The organism is Streptomyces sp. NPDC088785, assembly GCF_044750685.1.
Taxonomy (GTDB): Bacteria; Actinomycetota; Actinomycetes; order Streptomycetales; family Streptomycetaceae; genus Streptomyces.
This window is the reverse complement of sequence record NZ_JBIVKH010000011.1, coordinates 118,720-143,410: the sequence shown is the minus strand read 5'-3', so window position 1 is coordinate 143,410 and position 24,691 is coordinate 118,720. Positions and strand designations below refer to the sequence as shown.

At 73.4% G+C, this 24,691-nt stretch carries 20 protein-coding genes and 1 other RNA gene; 19 read left to right on the top strand and 2 right to left on the bottom strand.

Annotated features, from left to right (window positions below; translation table 11 throughout):
- Positions 1 to 7 precede the first annotated feature (7 nt).
- Positions 8 to 199 (bottom strand): hypothetical protein, encoded by a 192-nt coding sequence (locus ACIP5K_RS26575; protein ID WP_401413365.1) that lies wholly within the window; start codon positions 197 to 199, stop codon positions 8 to 10.
- Between the two features lie 322 nt (positions 200 to 521).
- Here ACIP5K_RS26575 and ftsE point away from each other — a divergent pair, with 322 nt between their 5' ends.
- From ftsE to dacB, 6 genes are all read left to right on the top strand, one after another.
- Positions 522 to 1,211 (top strand): cell division ATP-binding protein FtsE, encoded by a 690-nt coding sequence (ftsE, locus tag ACIP5K_RS26570; protein ID WP_207829163.1) that lies wholly within the window; start codon positions 522 to 524, stop codon positions 1,209 to 1,211.
- 39 nt (positions 1,212 to 1,250) lie between these two features.
- Entirely contained in the window at positions 1,251 to 2,168 is a 918-nt protein-coding gene (gene ftsX / locus ACIP5K_RS26565) for a permease-like cell division protein FtsX (protein ID WP_401413363.1), read from the top strand.
- 78 nt (positions 2,169 to 2,246) lie between these two features.
- Positions 2,247 to 3,500, top strand: a complete 1,254-nt coding sequence (locus ACIP5K_RS26560; RefSeq protein ID WP_401413361.1) for a S41 family peptidase — start codon at positions 2,247 to 2,249, stop codon at positions 3,498 to 3,500.
- Between the two features lie 31 nt (positions 3,501 to 3,531).
- Positions 3,532 to 4,071, top strand: a complete 540-nt coding sequence (gene smpB / locus ACIP5K_RS26555) for an SsrA-binding protein SmpB (protein WP_401413481.1) — start codon at positions 3,532 to 3,534, stop codon at positions 4,069 to 4,071.
- 106 nt (positions 4,072 to 4,177) lie between these two features.
- Positions 4,178 to 4,565: a transfer-messenger RNA gene (gene ssrA / locus ACIP5K_RS26550) on the top strand.
- Positions 4,566 to 4,667: 102 nt separating this feature from the next.
- A complete protein-coding gene (gene dacB, locus ACIP5K_RS26545) occupies positions 4,668 to 6,281 on the top strand; it encodes a D-alanyl-D-alanine carboxypeptidase/D-alanyl-D-alanine-endopeptidase (protein WP_401413360.1) in 1,614 nt (537 codons plus the stop codon).
- On the opposite strand, the gene ACIP5K_RS26540 is transcribed toward dacB, so the two are convergent.
- On the bottom strand, positions 6,282 to 7,514 hold the full coding sequence (locus tag ACIP5K_RS26540) for an MFS transporter (RefSeq protein WP_401413359.1): 1,233 nt from the start codon (positions 7,512 to 7,514) through the stop codon (positions 6,282 to 6,284).
- Positions 7,515 to 7,597: 83 nt separating this feature from the next.
- Here ACIP5K_RS26540 and ACIP5K_RS26535 point away from each other — a divergent pair, with 83 nt between their 5' ends.
- The 13 genes from ACIP5K_RS26535 (at position 7,598) to ACIP5K_RS26475 (ending at position 24,519) form a co-directional block, all read left to right on the top strand.
- Positions 7,598 to 8,581: a LysR family transcriptional regulator gene (locus ACIP5K_RS26535; RefSeq protein ID WP_401413358.1), complete on the top strand. Its 984-nt coding sequence runs from the start codon at positions 7,598 to 7,600 to the stop codon at positions 8,579 to 8,581.
- A 145-nt stretch (positions 8,582 to 8,726) separates the two neighbouring features.
- Positions 8,727 to 9,515, top strand: coding sequence for a hypothetical protein (locus ACIP5K_RS26530; protein WP_401413357.1), 789 nt, complete (start codon positions 8,727 to 8,729; stop codon positions 9,513 to 9,515).
- Between the two features lie 196 nt (positions 9,516 to 9,711).
- Positions 9,712 to 11,916: a glycosyltransferase gene (locus ACIP5K_RS26525; RefSeq protein WP_401413355.1), complete on the top strand. Its 2,205-nt coding sequence runs from the start codon at positions 9,712 to 9,714 to the stop codon at positions 11,914 to 11,916.
- Positions 11,913 to 13,352 carry an acyltransferase gene (locus ACIP5K_RS26520; RefSeq protein ID WP_401413352.1) on the top strand — a complete coding sequence of 480 codons (1,440 nt, stop codon included), beginning with the start codon at positions 11,913 to 11,915 and terminating at the stop codon, positions 13,350 to 13,352. The genes ACIP5K_RS26525 and ACIP5K_RS26520 overlap by 4 nt, the downstream gene beginning before the upstream one ends.
- A gap of 102 nt (positions 13,353 to 13,454) precedes the next feature.
- Complete coding sequence (locus ACIP5K_RS26515; protein WP_401413350.1) at positions 13,455 to 14,297, top strand: hypothetical protein; 843 nt, start codon at positions 13,455 to 13,457, stop codon at positions 14,295 to 14,297.
- A gap of 147 nt (positions 14,298 to 14,444) precedes the next feature.
- Positions 14,445 to 15,824, top strand: coding sequence for a nitrate/nitrite transporter (locus tag ACIP5K_RS26510; RefSeq protein ID WP_401413348.1), 1,380 nt, complete (start codon positions 14,445 to 14,447; stop codon positions 15,822 to 15,824).
- A gap of 128 nt (positions 15,825 to 15,952) precedes the next feature.
- Entirely contained in the window at positions 15,953 to 17,125 is a 1,173-nt protein-coding gene (locus ACIP5K_RS26505) for a uroporphyrinogen-III synthase (RefSeq protein WP_401413346.1), read from the top strand.
- A 435-nt stretch (positions 17,126 to 17,560) separates the two neighbouring features.
- Positions 17,561 to 18,103 (top strand): GNAT family N-acetyltransferase, encoded by a 543-nt coding sequence (locus ACIP5K_RS26500; RefSeq protein ID WP_401413344.1) that lies wholly within the window; start codon positions 17,561 to 17,563, stop codon positions 18,101 to 18,103.
- A 25-nt stretch (positions 18,104 to 18,128) separates the two neighbouring features.
- Positions 18,129 to 18,734, top strand: a complete 606-nt coding sequence (locus tag ACIP5K_RS26495; RefSeq protein ID WP_401413342.1) for a CGNR zinc finger domain-containing protein — start codon at positions 18,129 to 18,131, stop codon at positions 18,732 to 18,734.
- Positions 18,735 to 18,834: 100 nt separating this feature from the next.
- Positions 18,835 to 19,440 (top strand): sigma-70 family RNA polymerase sigma factor, encoded by a 606-nt coding sequence (locus ACIP5K_RS26490; protein ID WP_401413341.1) that lies wholly within the window; start codon positions 18,835 to 18,837, stop codon positions 19,438 to 19,440.
- Positions 19,437 to 20,249, top strand: coding sequence for a zf-HC2 domain-containing protein (locus ACIP5K_RS26485; protein WP_401413339.1), 813 nt, complete (start codon positions 19,437 to 19,439; stop codon positions 20,247 to 20,249). The genes ACIP5K_RS26490 and ACIP5K_RS26485 overlap by 4 nt, the downstream gene beginning before the upstream one ends.
- A gap of 74 nt (positions 20,250 to 20,323) precedes the next feature.
- Positions 20,324 to 22,750: a HelD family protein gene (locus ACIP5K_RS26480; RefSeq protein WP_401413338.1), complete on the top strand. Its 2,427-nt coding sequence runs from the start codon at positions 20,324 to 20,326 to the stop codon at positions 22,748 to 22,750.
- Between the two features lie 335 nt (positions 22,751 to 23,085).
- Positions 23,086 to 24,519, top strand: a complete 1,434-nt coding sequence (locus tag ACIP5K_RS26475) for an NAD-dependent malic enzyme (RefSeq protein WP_401413337.1) — start codon at positions 23,086 to 23,088, stop codon at positions 24,517 to 24,519.
- The last annotated feature ends 172 nt before the right edge of the window (positions 24,520 to 24,691 follow it).

The following is a 24,691-nucleotide window of genomic DNA, read 5'->3' as shown; positions in this document are numbered from 1 at the left end:
GCGGGCGCTACGCCGTCTGGTGCGCGAGCAGTGCCATGGCCGCCACGAGCACCACCACCAGCGCGATCAACGCCATCGGGTTCAGCCCGGACAGCGGATTCTGCTGCTGCATCCGCTCGCGGTTCGCCCGGCAGACCGGACAGCGGCCCTCGCTCACGGGCGCCGCGCAGTTCGCGCACACCAACCTGTCGTAGGTCATGCGCCTCTCCTCCTCCCGCGCGGCGGAGCCGGCCACCGACTACCCACTGGTTCTCTCCGCTCAACGCTCCGGGAAACGCAACCGTTCCCCCCTCCACTGTGCCAGCTTCGCGGAATTTCGGCGCGTTCCCCTCACAGGACCGTCCCTGACCAGGCACGGGACGGACAAAACCGGCACCGCTTCGCGTCCCGCACCGGGACAAAACGCTCAAGCTGGGGCGGCGCCTGATATCCGCGAGCCGGTTCGCGTAGGGTCACGCTCACCTACGGGGTGTCCGCAGACACCCCCGCCCCCTACGCCCCCGACGCCCCGAGGCGCACCCGTGATCCGATTCGACAACGTCTCCAAGGTCTACCCGAAGCAGACCCGGCCCGCGCTCCGGGATGTCTCCCTGGAGGTCGAGCGCGGCGAGTTCGTCTTCCTGGTCGGCTCGTCCGGCTCCGGCAAGTCGACGTTCCTCCGGCTCATCCTGCGTGAGGAGCGGTGCAGCCACGGCCAGGTGCACGTGCTGGGCAAGGACCTGGGCCGGGTCTCCAACTGGAAGGTCCCGCAGATCCGCCGCCAGCTCGGCACGGTCTTCCAGGACTTCCGGCTCCTGCCCAACAAGACCGTCGGTGAGAACGTCGCGTTCGCGCAGGAGGTCATCGGCAAGTCCCGCGGCGAGATCCGCAAGTCCGTGCCCCAGGTGCTCGACCTCGTCGGCCTCGGCGGCAAGGAGGACCGGATGCCCGGCGAGCTGTCCGGCGGTGAGCAGCAGCGCGTGGCCATCGCCCGCGCCTTCGTCAACCGCCCCAAGCTGCTGATCGCGGACGAGCCCACGGGCAACCTCGACCCGCAGACGTCGGTCGGCATCATGAAGCTGCTCGACCGGATCAACCGCACGGGCACCACCGTGGTGATGGCCACCCACGACCAGAACATCGTGGACCAGATGCGCAAGCGCGTCATCGAGCTGGAGAAGGGCCGCCTCGTCCGCGACCAGGCACGCGGCGTCTACGGCTACCAGCACTGAGAAGTACCGAGTGAAGCTGCGAAAGGCTCAGTAAGCGCTATGCGTGCCCAATTCGTTCTGTCGGAGATCGGCGTCGGTCTGCGGCGCAATCTGACGATGACCTTCGCCGTCGTCATCTCGGTGGCCCTCTCGCTCGCCCTGTTCGGCGCCTCGCTGCTCATGAGCGATCAGGTCAACCAGATGAAGGGCTACTGGTACGACAAGGTCAACGTCTCGATCTTCCTGTGCAACAAGGGCGACTCCGAGTCCGACCCGAACTGCGCCAAGGGCCCGATCACGGCCGAGCAGAAGAAGCAGATCCTCGGCGACCTGCGGAAGATGCCGGTCGTCGACAAGGTGGCGTACGAGTCCCAGGACCAGGCGTACAAGCACTACAAGGAGCAGTTCGGCGACTCGCCGCTGGCCAGTTCGCTCACCCCGGACCAGCTCCAGGAGTCGTACCGGATCAAGCTCAAGGACCCGGAGAAGTACGAGGTCATCGCGACCGCGTTCAACGGCCGGCCGGGCGTGCAGTCGGTGCAGGACCAGAAGGGCGTGCTCGACAACCTCTTCAAGCTGCTCGGCTACCTGAACTACGCGGCGGGCGCGGTGATGGCGGTGATGCTCGTCGTGGCGCTGCTGCTGATCGTCAACACCGTGCGCGTGTCCGCGTTCAGCCGCCGCCGCGAGACCGGCATCATGCGGCTCGTCGGGGCCTCCGGGTTCTACATCCAGGCGCCGTTCATCATGGAGGCGGCGGTCGCCGGGCTCATCGGCGGCGGCATCGCCTGCATGTTCCTCGCGGGCGGCCAGTATTTCGTGATCGACAACGGTGTGGCGCTCTCCGACAAGCTCCAGCTCATCAACTTCATCGGCTGGGACGCCGTGTTGACGAAGCTGCCGCTCATCCTCGCCGTCAGTGTGCTGATGCCCGCGCTGGCCGCGTTCGTGGCGCTGCGCAAGTACCTGAAGGTGTGACGAGAGTCCCCCGGACCGCGGGGCGCCGCACGGTTCAACGAGCCGTGCGGCGCCCCGCCTTGTCCTAGACTCACCGGCATGTCAGGCCCGGATCGGTTCTCGGTGGTGTCGGTGGTGTCGGCGTTCTCGGCCCTGTCGGCGGTCACCGCGTCCTCCGCGACCCGGCGCATCGGCCGCGGAGCGGCCCTGACCGTCGTCTTCGGCTGCGTCCTCGCGGCCGGCGCCGCCACCGGCACCCTGCCCGGCGAGACGCCACCGGCGCCCGTGCGGCAGGACCCGACGGCCGTCGCCGCCCGGCCGGGCGCGCCCGCCGGCGCGGGCCGCGACCGGGCCTCCGAGAAGGCGGCCGCGGCGGCCTCCGCGGCGATGTCCGACGGCAAGTCCCCCGAGCAGTCCGCGCAGGCCGCCGAGGAGGCCGTCAGCCGCAGCGGCGACCGCTGGGGCGCCGTCTACTCCCAGGGCGAGTACCACGCGTTCGAACAGGCCCTCGACGGCGAGTACACCGGCGTCGGCCTGTGGGCCCGGCGCACCGCCGACGGCCGGGTCCAGGTCACGAAGGTGCGCTCCGGTTCGCCCGCCGCGCGCGCCGGCATCCGGCACGGCGACCGGATCGCCGCCGTCGACGGCAGGCCGGTCAGCGGCCGGCCCGTCACCGAGGTGCTGACCCTCCTGCGGGGCGAGCGCGCCGGCACCTCCGTCCACGTCGGGCTCCGGCGCGGCGCGCGCGCGTGGAGCGAGACCCTGCGCCGGGCCAACCTGCCCACCGACTCCGTCTCCGTCAGCCGCCTCGGCGGCGGGGCGACGGTCGTCCGGGTCACCGCCTTCACCAGGGGCTCCGGCGCCGAGGTGCGCGCGGCGGTGCGCGCGGTGCCCGCCCGTGGCGGCGTCGTCCTCGACCTGCGGGGCAACTCCGGCGGCCTGATCGACGAGGCGGTCGACGCGGCCTCCGCCTTCCTCGACGGCGGCCTCGTCGCCACCTACGACGTCCGCGGCAGCCAGCGCGCCCTGCACGCGCGGGGCGGCGGCGACACCGCCCGGCCGCTGGTCGTGCTCGTCGACAGCGGCACGATGAGCGCCGCCGAACTGCTCACCGGCGCCCTCCAGGACCGCGGCCGGGCCGTGGTCGTGGGCAGCCGCACCTTCGGCAAGGGCTCGGTCCAGATGCCGAGCCGGCTGCCCGACGGCTCCGTGGCGGAACTGACCGTCGGCCACTACCGCACCCCCTCGGGCCACCGGGTCGACGGCCGGGGCATCACGCCCGACCTGGAGGCGGACGACGGGGCGCTGCGGCGGGCCCGCACAGTATTGACTGGCCTCGGCACCCCCTCGTAGTGCGAAAATGGCCAGCACTATGGCCAAGGGAATGTACGTACCGAAGGAGTCCCAGCCCAAGCAGGGCAAGGGCAAGGCGTCCGAGCAGAAGGACGGCAAGCGCAAGATCGTCGCGCAGAACAAGAAGGCGCGGCACGACTACCTGATCATGGACACCTACGAGGCGGGCATCGTGCTGTCCGGCACCGAGGTCAAGTCGCTGCGCCAGGGGCGGACCTCGCTGGCCGACGCGTTCGTCCAGATCGACGGGGGCGAGGCGTGGCTGCACAACGCCCACATCCCCGAGTACAGCCAGGGCACCTGGACCAACCACGCCGTGCGGCGCAAGCGCAAGCTGCTGCTGCACCGCGAGGAGATCGACAAGCTGGAGTCGAAGTCCCAGGAGTCGGGGCACACGATCGTGACCCTCGCGCTCTACTTCAAGGACGGCCGGGCCAAGGCGGAGATCGCGCTCGCCAAGGGCAAGAAGGAGTACGACAAGCGGCAGACGCTGCGCGAGCAGCAGGACCGGCGGGACTCGGACCGGGCGATCGCGGCGGCCAAGCGGCGCCAGCGCGCCCGCGAGCGCTGACACCCGCCGGGAATTGGCTGGCATCGTCGTGCGTTGGTCACGTACGATGGGACTGTTCCTCACGCAGGGACGCCGGATCGAAAGATCCATTTTGAAAAATCAACATGGGGATGATCGGTTTCGACAGCGGATGTCGAAGCAGGTGAAGCGTGTCGAGGAAGCGGCAATGATCTCGTAAACCACATGTCGCAACCAATAATCGCCAACACCAAGAGCGATTCCCAGTCCTTCGCCCTCGCTGCCTAATAACAGCGACTGAAGGACCCTAAAAGGGTGTCAGCCCGGGAGTGTTCCCGACCCGGATCCTGGCATAATCTAGGGGACTAAACCATCGAGCCCGGTCACGGGGCCCGATGGGAAATCAAACAGTGACTGGGCCCGTCGGCGACTTGTTCGCGTGATCACCGGGGCCGAGAAAATCGAAGCGAACTGCACACGGAGAAGCCCTGCTGCTGCACCGTTGGACGCGGGTTCGATTCCCGCCATCTCCACCACCCCATGTGACGAGGCCCGGCTGTGAACACAGCCGGGCCTTTGTCGTGGGCGCTGTCGTGGGGTCTTGGCCCGGCCCCGTTCCTCCGGGATGCTCCTGAGGCATGAGCAGACCTGACGGACCTGTGAGGGCTCCCTTCCGTACGACCGCGCGACGCTGGGCGCTGCCCGCCGTCGTCGCCGTCACCGCCGCCACCCTGTCCTGGGGCGGGCCGGCCGGCGCCGACTCCGGCCCCGCCGGGCTGAGCGGGGCGATCGACACGATCCTCGGGGACCCGCGGACGGAGGGCGGCGCGGCGAGTGTCGTCGTCGCCGACGCGCGGACCGGCGAGACGCTGTACCAGCACGACCCGACCGGGCGGCTCACCCCGGCGTCCAACACCAAGCTCGCCACCTCGGCCGCCGCCATGGGACTGCTCGGCCCCGGCTACACCTTCTCCACCGACGTGCTCGCCGACGGCCGGGTGCGGGGCGGCACCCTGCGCGGCGATCTGTACCTGCGCGGCACCGGCGACCCCACGACGCTCGCCGCCGACTACGACGAGCTGGCCGCCGGGGTCGCCGCCGCCGGGGTGCGGCGGGTCGACGGCCGCCTGGTCGCCGACGACACCCGCTTCGACGACCAGCGCATCGGCGACACCTGGGGCGGCGACGACGAGTCCTCCTACTACGCCGCCCAGATCTCCGCGCTGACCGTGGCCCCGGACACCGACTACGACGCCGGGACCGTGATCGTCGAGGTGGCGCCCGGGGCGGAGCCGGGGGACCGGCCCGTCGTCAGCGTCACGCCGAAGACCTCGTACGTGCGGCTCGACGTGCGGGCGCGGACCGGCGCGGCGGGCGGCGAGGACACCGTGGCCGTCGAGCGGCGGCACGGCACCAACACCGTCACCGTCACCGGCTCCGTGCCCGCCGGGGCGGACCCCGACCGGCAGTGGGCCACCGTGTGGGAGCCGACCGGGTACGCGGCCTCCGTCTTCCGGGCCGCGCTCGCCGCGCACGGGGTGCGGGTCAACGGCGCCACCCGGCTCGGGCGGGCCGCCCCGGCGGGCGCCACCGCGCTGGCCGCGCACCGGTCCATGCCCCTCAAGGACCTGCTGGTCCCCTTCATGAAGCTGTCCAACAACATGCACGCCGAGGCGCTGACCAAGGCGATGGGGTACCGGGCGACCGGGAAGCCCGGCAGCTGGAGCGCCGGGACCGCCGCCATCGCCACCTACCTGAAGGGCGCAGGCGTCGACGCGGACAGGATCCGGCAGGCCGACGGCTCGGGCCTGTCGCGCAAGAACGGCTTCGCCGCGCGCCAGCTCGCCGATCTCCTCCTCAAGGTGCGCGGCGCACCCTGGTACGCCGACTGGTACGCGTCGCTGCCGGTGGCCTGCGATCCGGACCGGTTCGTCGGCGGGACCCTCAGGTCGCGGATGTGCGGCACCCCGGCCGCGCGCAACGCCCGCGGCAAGACCGGCTCGCTGACCGGCGCCTCGGCCCTGTCCGGCTACGTCAAGGACGCCGACGGGCGCGAGCTGGTCTACAGCGTCGTGCAGAACAACTACCTCGTGGACTCGGTGAAGCCGCTGGAGGACGCCATCGTCGTGACGCTCGCGACGTCCACGGCGGACCGGACGACGGCGGTGGCGCCCCGCTCCGCCCGCGCCGTGCCCGCCGCCGAGCGCGACGGCGCGCTGGAGTGCTCGTGGCGCAAGCCCGCCCCCTGCTGATCACGCCCCGCCGGCCCGGCCCCCGGCCCCGCGCACCCGGCCGGACAGGGACAGCAGCAGCGCCGTCGCGGCCGCCGCGACCGGGACCGCGTACGCCGCGGTGGGACCCCCGTGCTCCACCGCGGCGCCGCCCGCCGCCGACCCGGCCGCGATCCCGCCGAGCAGCCCGGTCACCGCGAGGGTCATGCCCTCGTTCAGCCGCCCCGCCGGAGTGCGCCGCTGGACGAGCGTCATGCCGGTCACCATCGTCGGCGCCGTCGCCGTCCCGGCGACGAGCAGCGCGCCGCCCAGCAGGTACAGGGAGCCGGTGAGCGCCGCCGCGAGCAGCGGCAGCGTCATCAGCACCGCCATGGCCGCCACGCACCGCGGGTGGCGGCGCTCGGCCGGGCCGGCCGGTCTCAGCGCGCCGAGGACCAGCCCGGCCGCGCACGAGCCCGCCGCCTGGAGCGCGAGCACCCCGCCCGCCCACGCCCGGTGGCCCCGGGCGTCGGCGAAGGCGACCGTGACGACCTCCAGGGAGCCGAAGACCGCGCCCGTCGCGAGGAACACGCACAGCAGGGGCGGCATGCCCGGCGCCCGCAGCGGCGAGCGGGTCGGCCCGGCCGGCCGGCGCACCGGGGGTTCCGTGGCCCGCTGCGCGGTGAACACCAGCACCCCGCCCACCATCAGCACCGCGCCGGCCAGCGTGCCCGCCTCCGGGAAGAACGAGCCGCACAGGAACGCGGCGGTCACCGGGCCCAGCAGGTAGCAGAGCTCGTCGGCCGCCTGCTCGAAGGAGTTCGCGGTGTGCAGCAACTCCGGTGCGTCCCGCAGCAGATGCGCCCAGCGGGCCCGGGACATGCCGCCCGTGTTGGGCGTCGTCGCCGACGCCGGGCAGACGGCGAACAGCGTCCAGTCCGGGGCGCCGGTGCGCACGCACAGCACCAGCGCCAGCGAGCCGCACGCGGAGACCACGGCCGCCGGGACCGCGATCCTCGCCTGCCCGTGCCGGTCGATCAGCCGGGCCGTCCACGGCCCGACGACCGCGGTGGCGACCAGGCCCGTCGCGGTGACGGCGCCCGCGAGCGCGTACGAACCCCGCGCGCCGGAGATCATGAGGACCGCGCTGATGCCGAACATGCCCTGGGGGAAGCGGGCGATGAGGCCGCCGAGGGTGAAGGCGCGGGCGCCGGGCACCGAGAACAGCCGGAGACAGCCGCGCCCCCGGCCCCGAACGATCGTCGTGTCAGCCATGGCACGAGCGTCGCCGCAGGTCGCGTACGCGGTCCAACACCTGATCGGCGCCCTTTCACGCGCCTGTGTTGTAAGTTCGCCGGATGCCGAACTCCGCGCACGGGGTCGAGCCCCGGCTGCTGCGCGCCTTCCTCGCCGTCGCCGACGAACTCCACTTCACCCGCGCCGCCGCCCGCCTCTACGTCGCCCAGCAGGCGCTCAGCCGCGACATCCGCCGCCTGGAACGGGAGCTGGGCGCCGAGCTGTTCGGCCGGACCACCCGGCAGGTGACGCTCACCGCCGAGGGGGCGCGGCTGCTGCCGTACGCGCGGCGGGCGATGGCGGCGCAGGACGACCTGCTCGCCGCGTTCACCCGGCCCGCCGCCGGGCACCGGCCGCTGCTCGTGGACGTCAACAGCCCCGGGCTCGCGGCCGAACGGGTCCTGGCCCGGGCCCGCGAACTCGCCCCGGACTGCGAGCTGATGGCCCGCTACGAGAGCGGGCTGACCGGCGCCGCCGCCGAGCTGCTCGCCGGGCGGCTCGACCTGTCCTTCGGGCGGTTCGCCGGGCTCGACCCCGCGGTGCGCGAGCGGCTCGCCCAGCAGCCGGTGCGCTACGAGCCGATGGCGATCGTGCTGCCCGCCGACCACCCGCTCGCCGCGCTGGACGCGGTGCCGCTGGACCGGCTCGCGGGGGAGACCGTCTACGCCGGTGCGGGCAATCCCCGTACTCCCGAATGGACCGACCTGGCGCGGCGGCTGTTCGCCGGGCGGGACATCGCCGTCGCGCCGCCCGCGCCGCTCGCCGTGGGCCGGGAGGAGTTCCGGCGCCTCATGACCAAGTACCGGCATCCGGTGCTGGCCGGGGTGGACTTCCCGGCCATGCCCGGCTCGGTGCTCAGGCCCCTGGTCGACCCGGTCCCGCTGTCGCCGGTCTCGCTGGTGTGGCGCAAGGGGCGGGAGCACCCCGGGATCGCCGCGGTGCGCGCCGCCGCCCGGGAGCTGGCCCGCGCCCACGCATGGCTGACCCGGCCGCCGCAGGCGTGGATACCGGCCGCCGATGCACTCGTCATGATGAGCCAGGACTGACACGTGGACACGGCTGTCACCGGCGTGCGCTACATTCATGGGGCGGGCGCAGTGTGATAAGGGGGGCGCCCGGTTCGGGTGGGGGCCCGGTCCGGGGCGACAGGTGCCCGTCCGTCGCACGCCCGCTCGTGAACATGAGGAAGACATGTCCTGGGGGGATGTGCGTACGGTGGAGAACTGGCGAGAAGATGCCCTGCCCGGGCACACCCATGATCCCCATGAGGTGACGATCCAGCTCGACGGCGCGGGCCGCCTGCTGAGCGAGATGATCGCCGCGGGCCGGCGCCCCGGCGAGGAGATACCCGGCCGCGAGCCGGCGGGCGACAAAGAAGTCCCCGTGTTCGTGGACGACTCCGGCAGACGCGGCCGCACCTTCCGGCGCGTCGGCGTGGCCCTCGGCCTGGCCTGCGCGGTCTACGCGGTCGTCATCGTGGTCACCCTGTTCTCCGGGAGTTCGGCCGCGCCGGTGCTGCCGGGATTCGCCGAGGACAAGAAGTCCGCGGACCAGGTCGACACCTCCCCGCGGCTGCCCGCCGACTCCGCGACGCCCACCGCGCCGGCCGGCACCACCCCCGACCCGAGCGCCTCCGGCTCCGCGACCGACGCCCCGGAAGGGTCCGCCGACGGCGCCGCGCCCTCCGCCGGCGCGAGCGGCACCGGCCGGCAGGCCCCCGACACCGCCACCACCGGACCGGGCAGACCGACCGGCCGCGCGACCACGAAGCCGGCCGGCCCGTCGATCCCCGCGGACGACGACGTGACGACCACCGGCCCGTCGGCCACCGCCGACCCGCCGCCGGTGAGCTCCCCGACCGCCGAACAGCCCGTGGACGACGGTCCGGGCGGCACCGACGCCGTCGCGTACCGGACCGCCACGAGAACCTCCGGTCCACGGCCGGGCACCGCACCGACGGAGCCGACGCGCGCGTCCTAGCGCGCACGGCGCCCTCCCGCCCCCGGGCGGACGCGCTTCCCCCCGGCCCCCGGGCCCCCGCGGCCTTCGCGCCGCACCGTCCCCCGCCGTGTGCCCGCCCGCGACCCCCTCGCACCCACGGCTCTTGACCCCCCGCCGCGCTCCAGCCCGTGTCCCCGCACAGCGGCGTCCCGTAAGAGAAGAGCGACCAGTACAGATGTCCGACCGCTCCCGTCCCCGGCACTCCCGGGGCTCCCGGCGGGCCCCGGCCGCCCGCAGGCGCCGGCTCCCGCTGCGCTATCTCCTGCCCTCGCTGCTGCTCGTGGCCATGATCGCGATGCTGATGCTGCGCGGCTACGTGCACAGCGAGATCATGGCCGACCACCGCATCCAGCCGGAGGCCGCCACCGACAAGGTCCCCGAGAAGGTCCTCGACGGCGGCCCGGTCATCGACACCCGCGCCGGCCAGGAGTCCAGCCGCTCCATAGCCGACCACAAGCTGGTGCTCACCTTCGACGACGGGCCCGACCCGCAGTGGACGCCCAAGGTCCTCGACGTCCTGAAGAAGCACCACGCGCACGCCGTCTTCTTCGTCACCGGCACCATGGCCTCGCGCTACCCCGACCTGGTGCAGCGCATGGTCGCCGAGGGCCACGAGGTCGGCCTGCACACCTTCAACCACCCCGACCTGTCCTACCAGTCGGCCAAGCGCATCGACTGGGAGCTGTCCACGAACCAGCTGGCGCTCGAAGGCGCGGCGGGCGTGCGCACCTCGCTGTTCCGGCCGCCGTACTCGTCGTTCGCCGACGCCATGGACGACAAGTCGTGGCCGGTCACGAAGTACATCGGCTCGCGCGGCTACCTCACGGTCGTCAACAACACCGACAGCGAGGACTGGAAGCGCCCCGGCGTCGACGAGATCATCCGCCGGGCCACCCCGCACGGCGGCAAGGGCGCCATCGTCCTGATGCACGACTCGGGCGGCGACCGCTCGCAGACCGTCGCCGCGCTCGACCGCTTCCTGCCCGGACTCCAGCACGAGGGCTACCGGTTCCAGAACCTCACCGAGGCGCTGGGCATGCCCAGCGCCCACACCCCCGTCACCGGCCTCGAACTGTGGAAGGGCAAGGCGTGGACGTACGCGGTCGGGGCGTCGGAGGACGTCACGGGCGTCCTCGTCGTCGGGCTCGCCGTCATCGGCGTCCTGGTGATGGGCCGCTTCGGCCTCATGCTGATCCTGTCCGCCGCCCACGCGCGGCGCGTGCGCCGCAAGGGCTTCGCCTGGGGGCCGCCGGTCACCGAGCCGGTCTCGGTCCTCGTCCCGGCGTACAACGAGGCCAAGTGCATCGAGAACACCGTGCGTTCGCTGATGCTCAGTGAGCACCCCGTCGAGATCATCGTCATCGACGACGGCTCGACGGACGGCACGGCCCGCATCGTGGAGAACCTGCGGCTGCCGAACGTCCGGGTGGTGCGCCAGCTCAACGCGGGCAAGCCCGCCGCGCTCAACAGGGGCCTGGCGAACGCCCGGCACGACCTCGTCGTGATGATGGACGGCGACACCGTCTTCGAGCCGGCGACCGTGCGCGAACTGGTCCAGCCCTTCGGCGACCGGCGCGTGGGCGCCGTCGCGGGCAACGCCAAGGTGGGCAACCGCGACTCCCTCATCGGCGCCTGGCAGCACATCGAGTACGTGATGGGCTTCAACCTCGACCGCCGCATGTACGACCTGCTGCGCTGCATGCCGACGATCCCCGGCGCGGTCGGCGCGTTCCGCCGCAGCGCCCTGGACCGGATCGGCGGCATGAGCGACGACACGCTCGCCGAGGACACCGACGTCACCATGGCGCTGCACCGCGACGGCTGGCGCGTCGTCTACGCGGAGAAGGCCCGCGCCTGGACCGAGGCCCCCGAATCCGTCCAGCAGCTGTGGTCGCAGCGCTACCGCTGGTCGTACGGCACCATGCAGGCCATCTGGAAGCACCGCCGCGCGGTGGTCGAGCGCGGCCCCTCCGGCCGCTTCGGCCGCGTCGGCCTGCCCCTGGTCTCGCTCTTCATGGTGCTCGCCCCCCTGCTCGCCCCGCTCATCGACGTCTTCCTGCTGTACGGGGTCGTGTTCGGCCCCACCCAGAAGACGGTCATCGCGTGGCTCGGCGTGCTCGCGCTCCAGGCGGTCTGCGCGGCGTACGCCTTCCGGCTCGACAAGGAGAAGATGACGCACCTCATCTCGCTCCCGCTGCAACAGCTTCTCTACCGGCAGTTGATGTACGTGGTGCTGCTCCAGTCCTGGATCACCGCGCTCACCGGCGGCCGCCTCAGGTGGCAGAAGCTGCGCCGCACCGGCGCGCTCGGCTCCGCGCCGGGCACCCCGGCACGGCAGCGCACGACCACGGTGTCCGGCGACAGGAGGCCGGTGGCATGACGTATCCCCAAGAACCCACGGGACAGGGCGACTTCTTCGACGGGGCCGAGCGGCCCCTGCGCCGGGAGTCCGAGTGGCGGCGCGCGGTCCGCGAACCGGTGGCCGCCGCCGACCCGGCACCGGCCTGGCCGGCCGCCGGGCCCGCCGGACCGTTCCCCGGGGCCGCGGCCCCCGGGACCCACCCCCTGCCGCGGACCGCGCCGATCCCCGCGCCCGCGCCGATCCCCGCGCCCGCGCCGATCCCCGTGCCCCCTGCGGCTCCGGCGCCGGATCCGGTCGCGCCGGCCGGGCCGAAGCGGCCCGGCCGGGACCGCTACCTCGACCTGCTGCGCTCCCTGGCGCTGATCCGCGTCGTCGTCTACCACCTCTTCGGGTGGGCGTGGCTGACGGTGCTGTTCCCGTCCATGGGCGTGATGTTCGCGCTCGCCGGATCGCTGATGGCGCGCTCGCTGAGCCGCCCCGCGCTCGGCGTCGTCCGCGGCCGCGTCCGCCGGCTGCTGCCGCCCATGTGGGCGTTCGGCGCGACGGTGCTCGTGCTGCTCTTCCTCGCCGGCTGGAACCCCGGCAAGGACCCGGACAACGGCGGCACCTGGGGCTGGGTCAGCCTGTTCAACTACCTGGTGCCGATCGGTGCGCCCTCCTTCCCCTGGCACCTCGGCGCCAAGACGGGCCTCCTGGAGGACACCTGGCCCGCGCAGGCGGCCGGCCCGCTCTGGTACATCCGCGCCTACCTGTGGTTCGTGATCGCCTCGCCGCTGCTGCTGTGGGCGTTCCGCAAGGTGCCGTGGGCGACGCTGCTCGCGCCGCTCGCGCTGACCGCGATCGTCGGCACCGGCCTGGTCACCATCCCGGGAGAGACGGGCAACGCGGTCACCGACTTCGCCGTCTACGGCAGCTGCTGGGTGCTCGGCTTCGCGCACCAGGAGGGCAGGCTGGCGCAGATCCCGCGCTATGTCGCGGTGTCCTGTTCGGCGCTCGTCATGGCCTTCGGCCTGTGGTGGGCCTCCGGGCACCTCGGCCCGGACGGCTGGGACCTCAACGACATCCCGCTGGCCCAGGCCGCCTGGTCCTTCGGCTTCGTCGTGATCCTGCTCCAGTACTCGCCGTCGTGGAAGGAACTGCCCGGCAGGCTCGCCCGGTGGGACTGGTTCGTCACGCTCTCCAACAACCGGGCCGTGACGATCTATCTCTGGCACAACATGCTGATCATGGCCACGGTCCCGATCATCGACCTCGCGTACGACCTGCCGCTCATGGAGAACGCGCGGTGGAGCGGCGCCCTCGACACGACGTACAACCTCTGGATGTTCGTCCTCGTGTGGCCGCTGATCGGGCTGTCGATCGTCGGCGTCGGCTGGATCGAGGACCTGGCCGCGAAGCGCTCCCCGCGCCTGTGGCCGACCGGTTCCCCGAAGCGCGGGCGCGGGCGCCACTAGGCGGTCCCGGGGGCGGCCCCGCGAGGACTTGTGCCCGCGGGACGCCTCCGGGTTGACTGGTGCGCACGGGGACAGGGGCAACGGGGAACGGGGAAGCGCACCATGACACAGCCGCCGCAGGACGGCCAGGGGCAGGGCCAGGGGTACGGATACGGGTACGGCGGGCCCCAGCAGCCCTACCCGGGCCAGCCGCCCCAGCAGCCCGGGCAGCCCCCGGCGCAGCCGCCCGCGGGCCCGTACGGCGCACCGCAGGGCCCCTACGGCCCGCCGCCCGGGCAGGCCCCGGCCCCCGGCCCGTACGGCTACGGCCCGCCGCAGCAGCCGCCGTACGGCCAGCAGCCCGGGTACGGCCCGTTGCCGCCGCCCGGACCGCCTGCGGGCGGCGGCAGGAAGAAGACCGTCCTGGTCGTCGTGGCCGTCGTGGTCGTCGCCGCGCTGGCGGGCGGCGGCGTCCTGCTGGCCACCAGCGGTGACGACGACAAGGACACACCGGCCGCCACGGGGAGCAGCGTCGTCGCGACGACCGGCACCGGCCGTCCCACGCCGTCGGACACGCCCGTGAGCGAGGAGCCGACGGGCACGCCCGGCGACGACCCGCTCACCGGCGAGAGCGACGCACCGGGCGGGCTCCCGGGCGACAGCGGCTACCAGGGGCAGTGGCAGAACGACGAGGCACAGACCCTCACCGTCGCCTCGAAGCTCACCACGGGCACCGCCAAGGGCAAGTACGCCGTGTCGTACATCGACGCGCGCGGCAAGGGCATCTGTAGCGGCATCGGCCAGACGCGGAGCGGCGACCGCTTCCGGATCGCGGTGTCCTGCACCGGGAAGGACACCGGCAAGCAGGTGCTGGCGGCGGACCTGACGCTCTCCGGCGACGTCGTGACCCTCACCTGGGAGAAGGGCGGCACGGTGAAGCTGCCCCGGGTGGGTGGCGGCGGCTGATCCCGGCGGGCCCGGCGCCGCCCTCACCGCGGGGCGCCGGGCCGGGTGAGAGCAACGTTCCCGGCCGGTCACCCCGCGCCACAGCGCGGAAATCCGCCGTGCCTACCGTCGGGCGCAGCAGCCGTACCCGTGACCTGGAGGCGTGAGATGGCCGGCCCTGAGGACCCCAAGGCGCAATCCCGAGGCGGGAGCTGGATCGAGCGGTGGGACCCCGAGGACGAGACGTTCTGGGCCCGGACCGGCGCCCGGGTCGCCCGGCGCAACCTCGCCTTCTCCGTGCTGTCCGAGCACATCGGCTTCTCCGTCTGGAGCATGTGGTCGGTGCTGGTCCTGTTCATGGGGCCGGAGTACGGCGTCGACCCGGCCGGGAAGTTCTTCCTCGTCTCCGTGGCCACCCTCGTCGGCGCGTTCGCCCGGGTGCCCTACACCTTCGCCGTCGCCGTCCTCGGCGGCCGGAACTGGACGGTCGTCGCGGCGGCCCTGCTGCTCGTGCCGTCCGTCGCCGCCTTCGCCGTGATGGAGCCCGGCACCCCGTACGGCACGCTCATGGTCTGCGCCGCGCTCACCGGCGTCGGCGGCGGCAACTTCGCCTCCTCCATGACGAACATCAACTCCTTCTACCCGCTGCGCAAGAAGGGCTGGGCGCTGGGCCTGAACGCGGGCGGCGGCAACATCGGCGTCCCCGTCGTCCAGCTCGCCGCGCTCGCCGTCATCGGCGCGGGCGGCGGGCCGCGCGTGCTGCTCGGCGTGTACATCCCGCTGATCGTCGTCGCGGCGGTCCTCTCGGCGCTGTTCATGGACAACCTGGCGACGGTCAGGAACGACACCGGCGCCGCCGCGGAGGCCGTCGGGGACGGGCACACCTGGATCATGGCGTTCCTCTACGTCGGCACGTTCGGCTCGTTCATCGGCTACTCCTTCGCGTTCGGGCTCGTGCTCCAGACCCAGTTCGGCCGGACCCCGCTGCAAGCCGCCTCGATCACCTTCGTCGGCCCGCTGCTCGGTTCGCTGATCCGCCCGGTCGGCGGCCGGCTCGCGGACCGCTTCGGCGGCGCCCGCATCACCCTGTGGACCTTCGCGGCGATGGCGCTCGCCACGGGCGTGGTCGCGCTCGCGTCGGTGGCGACGTCGCTGCCGCTGTTCACCGTCGCCTTCATCCTGGTGTTCGTGCTCAGCGGGCTCGGCAACGGGTCCACGTACAAGATGATTCCGGGCATCTTCCAGGCCAGGGCGGAGCGCGACGGCCTCACGGGCGAGGCGGCGGCGGCCTACGGGCGGCGGCTGTCCGGCGCCTCGATGGGGCTGATCGGCGCGGTCGGCGCGCTCGGCGGCCTCGGCATCAACCTGGCCTTCCGGCAGTCCTTCCAGACGGCGGGCACCGGCACCGCCGCCTTCGTGGCGTTCCTCGTCTTCTACGCGGTGTGCTTCGCCGTGACGTGGGCCGTATACCTTCGCCGGCCCGCCGGCCGCGCGGGGACGGCTCCCACCGCGGGGACGACGCCGCGGCCCGGTTACGCCGAGGTGTGAGGAACGCGCCCGTAACACGTACGCAATCATGACGATCCGGGTCTGTCACGGAGCGTTGGCAGGCTCGGACGACGCCGCAGGGTGACCGGGCGCGCACGGGACGACCGTCGAGCGGGACGAGAACCAGCATGTACGACGAACAGCAGGCGGCCGGAGCCGACCGGGCGGCGGCCCACGGGCCGCTCGCGGGCTTCACCGTCGGAGTGACCGCCGCGCGCCGGGCCGACGAACTGGGCGCACTGCTCCAGCGGCGCGGGGCCACCGTGCTGCACGCGCCCGCCCTGCGGATCGTGCCGCTCGCCGACGACAGCGAACTCCTCGCCACCACGCGGGCGTTGATCGACCACGTGCCCGACGTGGTGGTCGCGACGACCGCGATCGGGTTCCGCGGGTGGGTGGAGGCGGCGGACGGCTGGGGGATCGGCGAGGCGCTGCTCGCCGCGCTCGCCCGGGCCGAACTCCTCGCGCGGGGGCCCAAGGTGAAGGGCGCGATCCGCGCCGCGGGGCTCACCGAGGAGTGGTCGCCGTCCTCGGAGTCCATGGCCGAGGTGCTCGAACGGCTCCTCGCCGAAGGGGTCGAGGGCCGCCGCGTCGCCCTCCAGCTGCACGGGGAGCCGCTGCCCGGGTTCGTCGAGGCGCTGCGGGCGGCGGGTGCCGAGGTGATCGGCGTGCCCGTGTACCGGTGGATGCCGCCCGAGGACATCGGGCCCGTGGACCGGCTCCTCGACGCCACGGTCGCGCGGAGCCTGGACGCGCTGACGTTCACCTCGGCGCCGGCCGCCGCCGCGCTGCTGCGCCGGGCCGAGGAGCGCGGGCTGCTGTCCGGGCTGCTGTCCGCCCTCGACCACGGGGTGCTGCCCGCCTGTGTGGGGCCGGTGACCGCGTTGCCCTTGCAGGCGCGCGGGGTGGAGACGGTGCAGCCGGCGCAGCGGTTCCGGCTCGGGCCGCTGGTGCAGCTGCTCTGCGTCGAACTGCCCGGGCGGGCGCGGGTGTTGCCGGTCGCCGGGTGCCGGATGGAGTTGCGGGGGCACGCCGTGGTGGTCGACGGGGGGCTGCGGCCGGTGCCGCCCGCCGGGATGTCGCTGCTGCGGGCTCTCGCGCGGCGGCCCGGGTGGGTGGTGTCGCGGGCCGATCTGTTGCGGGTGCTGCCCGGGGCCGGGCGCGACGAGCACGCCGTGGAGACGGCCATGGCCCGTCTCCGGGTGTCCCTGGGGGCGCCGCGGTTGATCCAGACCGTGGTGAAGCGCGGGTACCGGCTGGCTCTGGACCCGGTGGCGGACACCAAGTACGCAGCCACCTGACCCTCCGGCCCGCTCCGTGGTTCCTGATCGCGCAGTTCCCCGCGCCCCTGGGTGGTTCTTCGGGTGCGCCACCGTCGTGGCTGGTCGCGCAGTTCCCCGCGCCCCTGAGATGCGCACTGCGTGCGCCATCTCATCGCCAGGCGCGCCGCCGGCCCCGCCGGCCGGGGGAGGCTGCGCGCCAGCGCATGCCTCAGGGGCGCGGGGAACTGCGCGACCGGCCACGACGGTGGCGCGCGGGGCAGACGGCCTAGGGGCGCGGGGAACTGCGCGACCGGCCACGGCGGTGGCGCGCGGGGCAGACGGCCTAGGGGCGCGGGGAACTGCGCGACCGGCCACGGCGGGGGCGCGCGGGGAAGATGGCCCCAGGGGGCAGGGCCGGTGGGGGCGCGGGACCCCCGTCGAAGGGTGTCCGCGACGGGCTCGTACCGTACGGACATGCTGATCGCCCCCGACATCGAGATGCGTCGCGCCACGGTCGACGACGCCCAGGCCCTCGCCGAGGCGCAGGTGCGCAACAAGGAGCACCTGCGCTCCACCGAACCGCACCGCGAGGCGGAGTTCTACACCGCCGAGGGGCAGGTGGAACGGATCACCGGCGCGGGCAGCGACACCTGGCTGCTGGTCGACAGGGCGGCCGACGGGATCGTGGTGGGCCGGCTCATGCTGAACGGCATCGTCATGGGCCCGCTGTGCGGCGCCAGCCTCGGCTACTGGGTCGACGGCGGCTACGCGGGCCGCGGCCTGACCACGGCCGCCGTCGAGGAGATCATCCGCATCTGCCGCGACGAGATCGGCCTGCACCGCATCGAGGCGGGCACGCTCACCGACAACTTCGCCTCCCAGCGGGTGCTCACCAAGTGCGGCTTCGAGCGGTACGGGCTGTCGGCCAAGTACCTCCATATCAACGGCGCGTGGCGCGACCACATCCGCTTCGAGCGGCTGCTGCACGACGACCCGCCCCCGCACGTTCCCAAGTAGGCCCGGGGCGGGCACTGTAGAGGGCATGGCAGCAGTACCCACAGGGTCCCCCCACCCCTCTCGCCCCGCGCTCTGGGATCTGCGGTTCGACTCCGGACGCCTCTGCCTGGATCTGGTCGCCACCGCGCACCCCGTCGAACGCCTCACCTCCCCCGACAGCCTGCGGGCCTGGCTGGCCGGCGCCGCCCTGCTCCCGCCGGGCACCGACCTCGCCCCGGCCCCCTCCTGGCTCGCCGCCTTCCACGAACTGCGGCGCCACATCGGCCTGCTGGTCCGCGGCGAGCTCGCCGGCCGGCCCGTGCCGCTCGCCCTGGACCGGGTCAACCTGCTGGCCCGCACCGCCCCGCCGGCCCCCTGCGCGGTGCGCACCGCCGACGGCGCCCTGGTCCGCTCCCTGCACGCCGCACCCGGCTGCCCGGCCCTGCTCGCGGCCGTCGCCCGGGACGCCGTGGAACTGCTCACCGACCCCTCCGCGCGCGGCGCGCTGCGCCAGTGCGAGGGCGACAACTGCCCGATCATCTACCTCGACACCTCGCGCGGGCGCCGCCGCCGCTGGTGCTCCAGCGAGGTGTGCGGCAACCGGGAGCGGGTGGCCCGGCACCGGCGCCGGGCGGCCCTGTCCCGGGCCTGACCCCGGCCCGCCCCCCACCCGTCCCGCCGGCCCGCCCCAACTCGCTTTGAACACCGGGGCGTTCGGCTGCGTATCACCGTCGTGAGCCCAGCCGCAGGACATGGCAGAACCGGGGACACCGGAGGTAGGCGTGCGCAAGGATTCCGCCGTGGCCGATGAACGCCCGCGCCGGGCCCGACATCGAGCGCCGCGGCCCCCGGAGCCGGACGAGGAGCTGATGCGCGCGCTCTACGCCGAGCACGCGCGTCCTCTGCTGGTCTATGTGCTGCGGCTGGTGGCGGGGGACCGGCAGCGCGCCGAGGACGTCGTGCAGGAGACGCTCATCCGGGCCTGGAAGAACGCCGGTCAGCTCAACCGTGCGACCGGTTCGGTACGCCCCTGGCTGGTGACGGTCGCCCGGCGCATCGTCATCGACGCCCACCGCAGCCGGCAGGCCCGGCCGCAGGAGGTCGATCCGTCGCCGCTGGAGGTCATTCCCGCGGAGGACGAGATCGACAAGGCGCTGTGGCTGATGACGCTGTCCGATGCCCTGGAGGACCTGACCCCCGCCCACCGGGAAGTACTCGTGGAGACGTACTTCAAGGGGCGTACCGTCAATGAGGCGGCCGAGACGCTCGGCATCCCCAGCGGCACGGTGCGCTCACGGGTGTTCTACGCCCTGCGCTCGATGAAGCTGGCGCTGGAGGAGCGGGGGGTGACGGCATGACGTTCGCACACGGGGGCTTCGAGGGCGACGACGGCTACGGCGGGCAGCCGCCGGCCGACGTGCACGAGACGGTCGCCGCCTACGCGCTGGGGGTCCTCGACGACGCCGAGGCGACCGCGTTCGAGGTCCATCTGGCGGGCTGCGAGCGGTGCGGGCGGCAGCTGGAGGAGTTCGCGGGCATGGGCCCGGTGCTGGCCGCCCTCGCCGACGTGCCGCCCGGCCGCGCCACCCCGGTCGTCGGGGAGTCGCTCGCGGCCCGGCCGGGCCCGCGGCTGGCGGAGACCCTGGTCGGCGAGGTGGCCCGGCGGCGCTCCCGGAAGCGCCGGCGCGGCCTGTACCTGGTGGCGGCCGCCGCGGCCCTGATCGTCGGCGGCCCGCTGACGGTGCTGGCGGCGACCGGTGACGGCGGCGACGGCGGGCAGGTCGCCGCGCACTCCACCGGCCCCGCCGAGGAGGCCTTCCGCCGCATCTCCGACAAGGTGGAGGCCACCGATGCCACGACGAACGTGAGCGCGACCGTCGGCATGGAGAAGAAGGCGTGGGGCACGCACACCGTCCTGGAGCTGGAGAACGTCAAGGGCCCCCTGAAGTGCTCCCTCGTCGCCGTCGGCAGGAACGGCGCACGCGAGACGGTCACCACCTGGGCCGTCCCGAAGTGGGGTTACGGCATCGCGGACAGCACCCACGGCGGCGCCCGGTACCCGCTGTACGTGCACGGCGGCGCGGCCTTCACCCGCGATCAGATCGACCACTTCGAGGTCGAGACGCTCGACGGGAAGCGGCTCGTCGAGGTGGACGCCCGGCCGTGACCTTCTCCGCGTAGCTTCAGCGGCCCCCCTTCGCGTACCTTTGACGGCTGCCCAGCACGTCAGAAGGGGGCCCGGTGGCCGCTCAGGCTCAGCACGAATCAGCGGTGGACCGCAGCACGATGGACTCCAGGACAGACTCCGCGACGGACGGCGGCGCGGACTCCGTCCGCGACCGTGAGATCGGCGTCGAACAGGACCATCTTGACGCCGTCTACCGCCGCCTGGAGGAGAAGATCCACGAGGCGGAGTTCCTCATGGACGACGCCGCCAAGCGCGGCCAGGTCGGCACCCCCGGCGCGCTCGCCGAGCGCGACGCGCAGGTCTTCCGGGCGGGGATCCACCTCAACCGGCTCAACAACGAGTTCGAGGACTTCCTCTTCGGCCGCATCGACCTGCTGCCCGGCAAGGACGGCAAGAAGGGGCCCGACGGCGCCTACACGGCGATCGAGCCGGCCGAGGGCGCGATCCGCGCCGACGGCGCCCGGCAGGTCGCCGACATCGCCGAGACCCTGCACATCGGCCGGATCGGCGTGCTCGACGCGGACTACTCGCCGCTGGTGATCGACTGGCGGGCCCCGGCGGCCGCGCCGTTCTACCGCTCGACGCCCGTGGACCCGGGCCGGGTGGTGCGCCGCCGGGTCATCCGGTCCAAGGGGCGCCGGGTGCTGGGCGTCGAGGACGACCTGATGCGCCCGGAGGTCACCGCCTTCCTCGACGGCCGCGAGCTGCCCGCGATCGGCGACGGCGCCCTGATGGCGGCGCTCGGCCAGGCCCGCAGCCACTCCATGCGGGACATCGTCGCCTCCATCCAGGCCGAGCAGGACCTCGTCATCCGCGCCCCCGCCGCCTCGGTGACGTACGTGGAGGGCGGGCCGGGCACCGGCAAGACGGCGGTCGCCCTGCACCGCGCCGCCTACCTGCTGTACCAGGACCGGCGCCGGTACGCGGGCGGCATCCTCATCGTGTCCCCGACCCCGCTGCTCGTGGCGTACACCGAGGGCGTGCTGCCCTCGCTGGGCGAGGAGGGCCAGGTCGCCATCCGCGCGGTCGGCTCCCTGTACGACGGTCCCGGCGGCGCCGAGGCCACCGAGTACGACAGCCCGGCCGTCGCCCGCGTGAAGGGCTCGTCGCGGATGCTGAAGGTGCTGCGCAAGGCCGCGCGCGGCGCCCTGGAGTCGGGCCGCCCGGCGGCGCCCGCCCGCCAGGAGCAGCTGGCCCTCGGCGAGGAGGAGGAGCCCGCGACCCCGGCCGTGGGCACTCCCGGCCGGCTCCGCGTCGTCGCCTTCGGGCGCCGCCTGGAGCTGGACGCGGAGCAGCTCGACCGGATCCGGCAGGCGGCGCTCAGCGGCACCGCGCCGGTCAACCACCTGCGCCCGCGCGCCCGCAAGCTGCTCCTCGACGCGCTGTGGTCGCAGTCCGGCGCGGGCGGCCGGCACACCGACCCCGAGCTGGCGGCGGAGCTGCGCTCGTCCTTCGACGAGGACATCACCGGCGAGGACGACTTCGTGCGCTTCCTGGACGCCTGGTGGCCGGAGCTGACGCCGCGCGCCGTGCTGTCCGCGATGTCCGACGAGCGCCGCCTGGGCCGCTGGGCCCGCCGGATCCTCAACCCGGGCGAGGTCCGCAAGCTGGCCAGGTCGCTGCGCCGCGAGGCGTACTCGGTGCACGACGTCGCCCTGCTCGACGAGCTGAACGCGGTGCTCGGCGCCCCGGCCCGCCCCAGGCGCAGGCGCGAGTACGACCCGCTGGACCAGCTCACCGGCCTGGAGGAGCTGATGCCCGTACGGGAGGAGACGCAGTACGAGCGGGCCGAGCGGCTGGCGCAGGAGCGGACCGAGTACGCGCACGTCATCGTCGACGAGGCGCAGGACCTGACCCCGATGCAGTGGCGGATGGTCGGCCGCCGGGGCCGGCACGCCACCTGGACGATCGTCGGCGACCCGGCGCAGTCCTCGTGGTCGGACCCGGACGAGGCGGCGGCCGCCCGCGACGAGGCGCTGGGCAGCCGGCCGCGGCGCCGCTTCGAGCTGACGGTCAACTACCGCAACCCGTCCGAGATCGCGGACCTGGCGGCGAAGGTCCTCGCGCTCGCCATGCCCGGGGCGACGTCCCCGGCGGCGGTCCGCTCCACCGGGGTCCGGCCGCGCTTCGTGGCCGTCGGCGACCGGACGGCGGACACCGTCCGGCAGGAGGCCGCGCGGCTGCTCGGACAGGTCGACGGCACGGTGGGCGTCGTCGTGGCGATGAACCGCCGCAAGGAGGCCGCGCGCTGGCTGGCCGGGCTCGGCGACCGGGTCGTCGCCCTCGGCTCGCTGGAGGCCAAGGGCCTGGAGTACGACGCGACGGTCGTGGTCTCGCCGGCGGAGATCGCCGACGAGTCCCCGGCCGGGCTGCGGGTGCTGTACGTGGCCCTGACCCGGGCGACGCAGCAGCTCACGGTGGTCTCCGCCGAGCGCGACGAACCGGACGCGCGGGGGGTTCCGGACCTGCTGCGCGACTGATCCCGACGGGCCCTTGTGTCTCGGGTCGGCGGTGTTACCGTTGATGACGGCACCGGTTCGATCCAAGCCCCCGGGCCCAACCTTCGTCCCTCAGAGGGACCACTTGCCGCGAGGCGAGCATGGCGGGCCGGTGTCGCAGACGTACGAAAGAGGCCCACGTCACGGAAGTGACGTGGGCCTCTTTCTGTTTGCGGCCACTTCTCGTATGGTGGAAGTCAGTTTCCGAAAGCGGCGTGAACGTAAGGTTCACCATCCGATGCGACTACCACGTACCCGGTGGTAGGTGCGACGATCGGACAGCAACAGCTACACGGTGAAAGCAGAGGAAGTCGGCCATGGCAACGGCGCCCAGCGTCTCCTACTCGATGACGGTCCGGCTGGAGGTGCCCGCGAGCGGAACCGCCGTATCGCAGCTCACCACGGCCGTGGAGTCCTCCGGCGGCTCGGTGACCGGCCTCGACGTCACCGCCTCCGGTCACGAGAAGCTCCGGATCGACGTCACGATCGCGGCCTCCTCGACCTCCCACGCGGACGAGATCGTCGAGGAACTGCGCGGCATCGAGGGCGTGACGCTCGGCAAGGTCTCCGACCGTACGTTCCTCATGCACCTCGGCGGCAAGATCGAGATGCAGTCCAAGCACCCCATCCGCAACCGTGACGACCTCTCCATGGTCTACACGCCGGGTGTGGCCCGGGTCTGCATGGCGATCGCCGAGAACCCCGAGGACGCCCGCCGGCTGACCATCAAGCGCAACACCGTTGCGGTCGTGACGGACGGTTCCGCGGTGCTCGGCCTCGGCAACATCGGCCCGATGGCCGCCATGCCGGTCATGGAGGGCAAGGCGGCCCTCTTCAAGCGCTTCGCCGACATCGACGCCTGGCCGATCTGCCTGGACACCCAGGACACCGACGCCATCGTCGAGATCGTCAAGGCGATCGCCCCCGGCTTCGCGGGCATCAACCTGGAGGACATCTCCGCGCCGCGCTGCTTCGAGATCGAGGCCCGGCTGCGCGAGGCCCTCGACATCCCCGTCTTCCACGACGACCAGCACGGCACCGCGATCGTCGTGCTCGCCGCGCTGACGAACGCGCTCCGCGTCACGAACAAGGCGATCGGCGACATCCGCGTCGTCATGTCGGGCGCCGGCGCGGCCGGTACCGCCATCCTGAAGCTGCTGCTGGCGGCCGGGGTGAAGAACGCGGTGGTGGCCGACATCCACGGGGTCGTGCACGCCGACCGCGAGGACCTCAAGGGCGCCGACAGCGACTCGCCGCTGCGCTGGATCGCGGACAACACCAACCCCGAGGGCCTGGTCGGCACGCTGAAGGAAGCGGTCGTCGGCGCGGACGTCTTCATCGGCGTCTCGGCGCCGAACGTGCTGGGGGGCGACGACGTCGCCGCCATGGCCGACGACGCCATCGTGTTCGCGCTCGCGAACCCGGACCCCGAGGTCGACCCCGCGATCGCCCGGCAGACGGCGGCCGTGGTGGCCACGGGACGCTCCGACTTCCCGAACCAGATCAACAACGTGCTGGTCTTCCCCGGCGTCTTCCGCGGCCTGCTCGACGCCCAGTCGCGCACGGTGAACACGGACATGATGCTGGCCGCGGCGACGGCCCTCGCGAACGTCGTCGGCGAGGACGAGCTGAACCCGAACTACATCATCCCGAGCGTCTTCAACGACAAGGTCGCGGGTGCCGTGGCGGGTGCCGTCCGGGACGCCGCGAAGGCGGCCGGGGCGGCTGTGACGGGCGCCACGACCGCCTGAGGACCGGCGCGTCGCGGAATGCGGGGCCCTCATGGGCCCTCTAGGGTGGCCGGGAAGCAGGCCCCCGGCCCGCCCCGGCCACGGGCGACGGCGCTTTCCGTGTGACCCCCACGGGTGCCGGATTGGCTTTACCGCCGCTGGTGGGGGCAGGATGCGTCTTCGGGCGCGAGGG

Bases quoted from the DNA above. Each gene is read 5' to 3' on its own strand.
- ACIP5K_RS26520 (WP_401413352.1), top strand. From the start codon at position 11,913: ATGACGTATCCCCAAGAACCCACGGGACAGGGCGACTTCTTCGACGGG.
- ACIP5K_RS26560 (WP_401413361.1), top strand. From the start codon at position 2,247: ATGTCAGGCCCGGATCGGTTCTCGGTGGTGTCGGTGGTGTCGGCGTTC.
- ACIP5K_RS26525 (WP_401413355.1), top strand. From the start codon at position 9,712: ATGTCCGACCGCTCCCGTCCCCGGCACTCCCGGGGCTCCCGGCGGGCC.
- ACIP5K_RS26530 (WP_401413357.1), top strand. From the start codon at position 8,727: ATGTCCTGGGGGGATGTGCGTACGGTGGAGAACTGGCGAGAAGATGCC.
- ACIP5K_RS26485 (WP_401413339.1), top strand. From the start codon at position 19,437: ATGACGTTCGCACACGGGGGCTTCGAGGGCGACGACGGCTACGGCGGG.
- ACIP5K_RS26500 (WP_401413344.1), top strand. From the start codon at position 17,561: ATGCTGATCGCCCCCGACATCGAGATGCGTCGCGCCACGGTCGACGAC.
- ACIP5K_RS26535 (WP_401413358.1), top strand. From the start codon at position 7,598: ATGCCGAACTCCGCGCACGGGGTCGAGCCCCGGCTGCTGCGCGCCTTC.
- ACIP5K_RS26475 (WP_401413337.1), top strand. From the start codon at position 23,086: ATGGCAACGGCGCCCAGCGTCTCCTACTCGATGACGGTCCGGCTGGAG.
- ACIP5K_RS26490 (WP_401413341.1), top strand. From the start codon at position 18,835: ATGGCAGAACCGGGGACACCGGAGGTAGGCGTGCGCAAGGATTCCGCC.
- ACIP5K_RS26515 (WP_401413350.1), top strand. From the start codon at position 13,455: ATGACACAGCCGCCGCAGGACGGCCAGGGGCAGGGCCAGGGGTACGGA.
- dacB (WP_401413360.1), top strand. From the start codon at position 4,668: ATGAGCAGACCTGACGGACCTGTGAGGGCTCCCTTCCGTACGACCGCG.
- ACIP5K_RS26495 (WP_401413342.1), top strand. From the start codon at position 18,129: ATGGCAGCAGTACCCACAGGGTCCCCCCACCCCTCTCGCCCCGCGCTC.
- ACIP5K_RS26540 (WP_401413359.1), bottom strand. From the start codon at position 7,514: ATGGCTGACACGACGATCGTTCGGGGCCGGGGGCGCGGCTGTCTCCGG.
- ftsX (WP_401413363.1), top strand. From the start codon at position 1,251: ATGCGTGCCCAATTCGTTCTGTCGGAGATCGGCGTCGGTCTGCGGCGC.
- ACIP5K_RS26575 (WP_401413365.1), bottom strand. From the start codon at position 199: ATGACCTACGACAGGTTGGTGTGCGCGAACTGCGCGGCGCCCGTGAGC.
- ACIP5K_RS26505 (WP_401413346.1), top strand. From the start codon at position 15,953: ATGTACGACGAACAGCAGGCGGCCGGAGCCGACCGGGCGGCGGCCCAC.
- ACIP5K_RS26510 (WP_401413348.1), top strand. From the start codon at position 14,445: ATGGCCGGCCCTGAGGACCCCAAGGCGCAATCCCGAGGCGGGAGCTGG.
- smpB (WP_401413481.1), top strand. From the start codon at position 3,532: ATGTACGTACCGAAGGAGTCCCAGCCCAAGCAGGGCAAGGGCAAGGCG.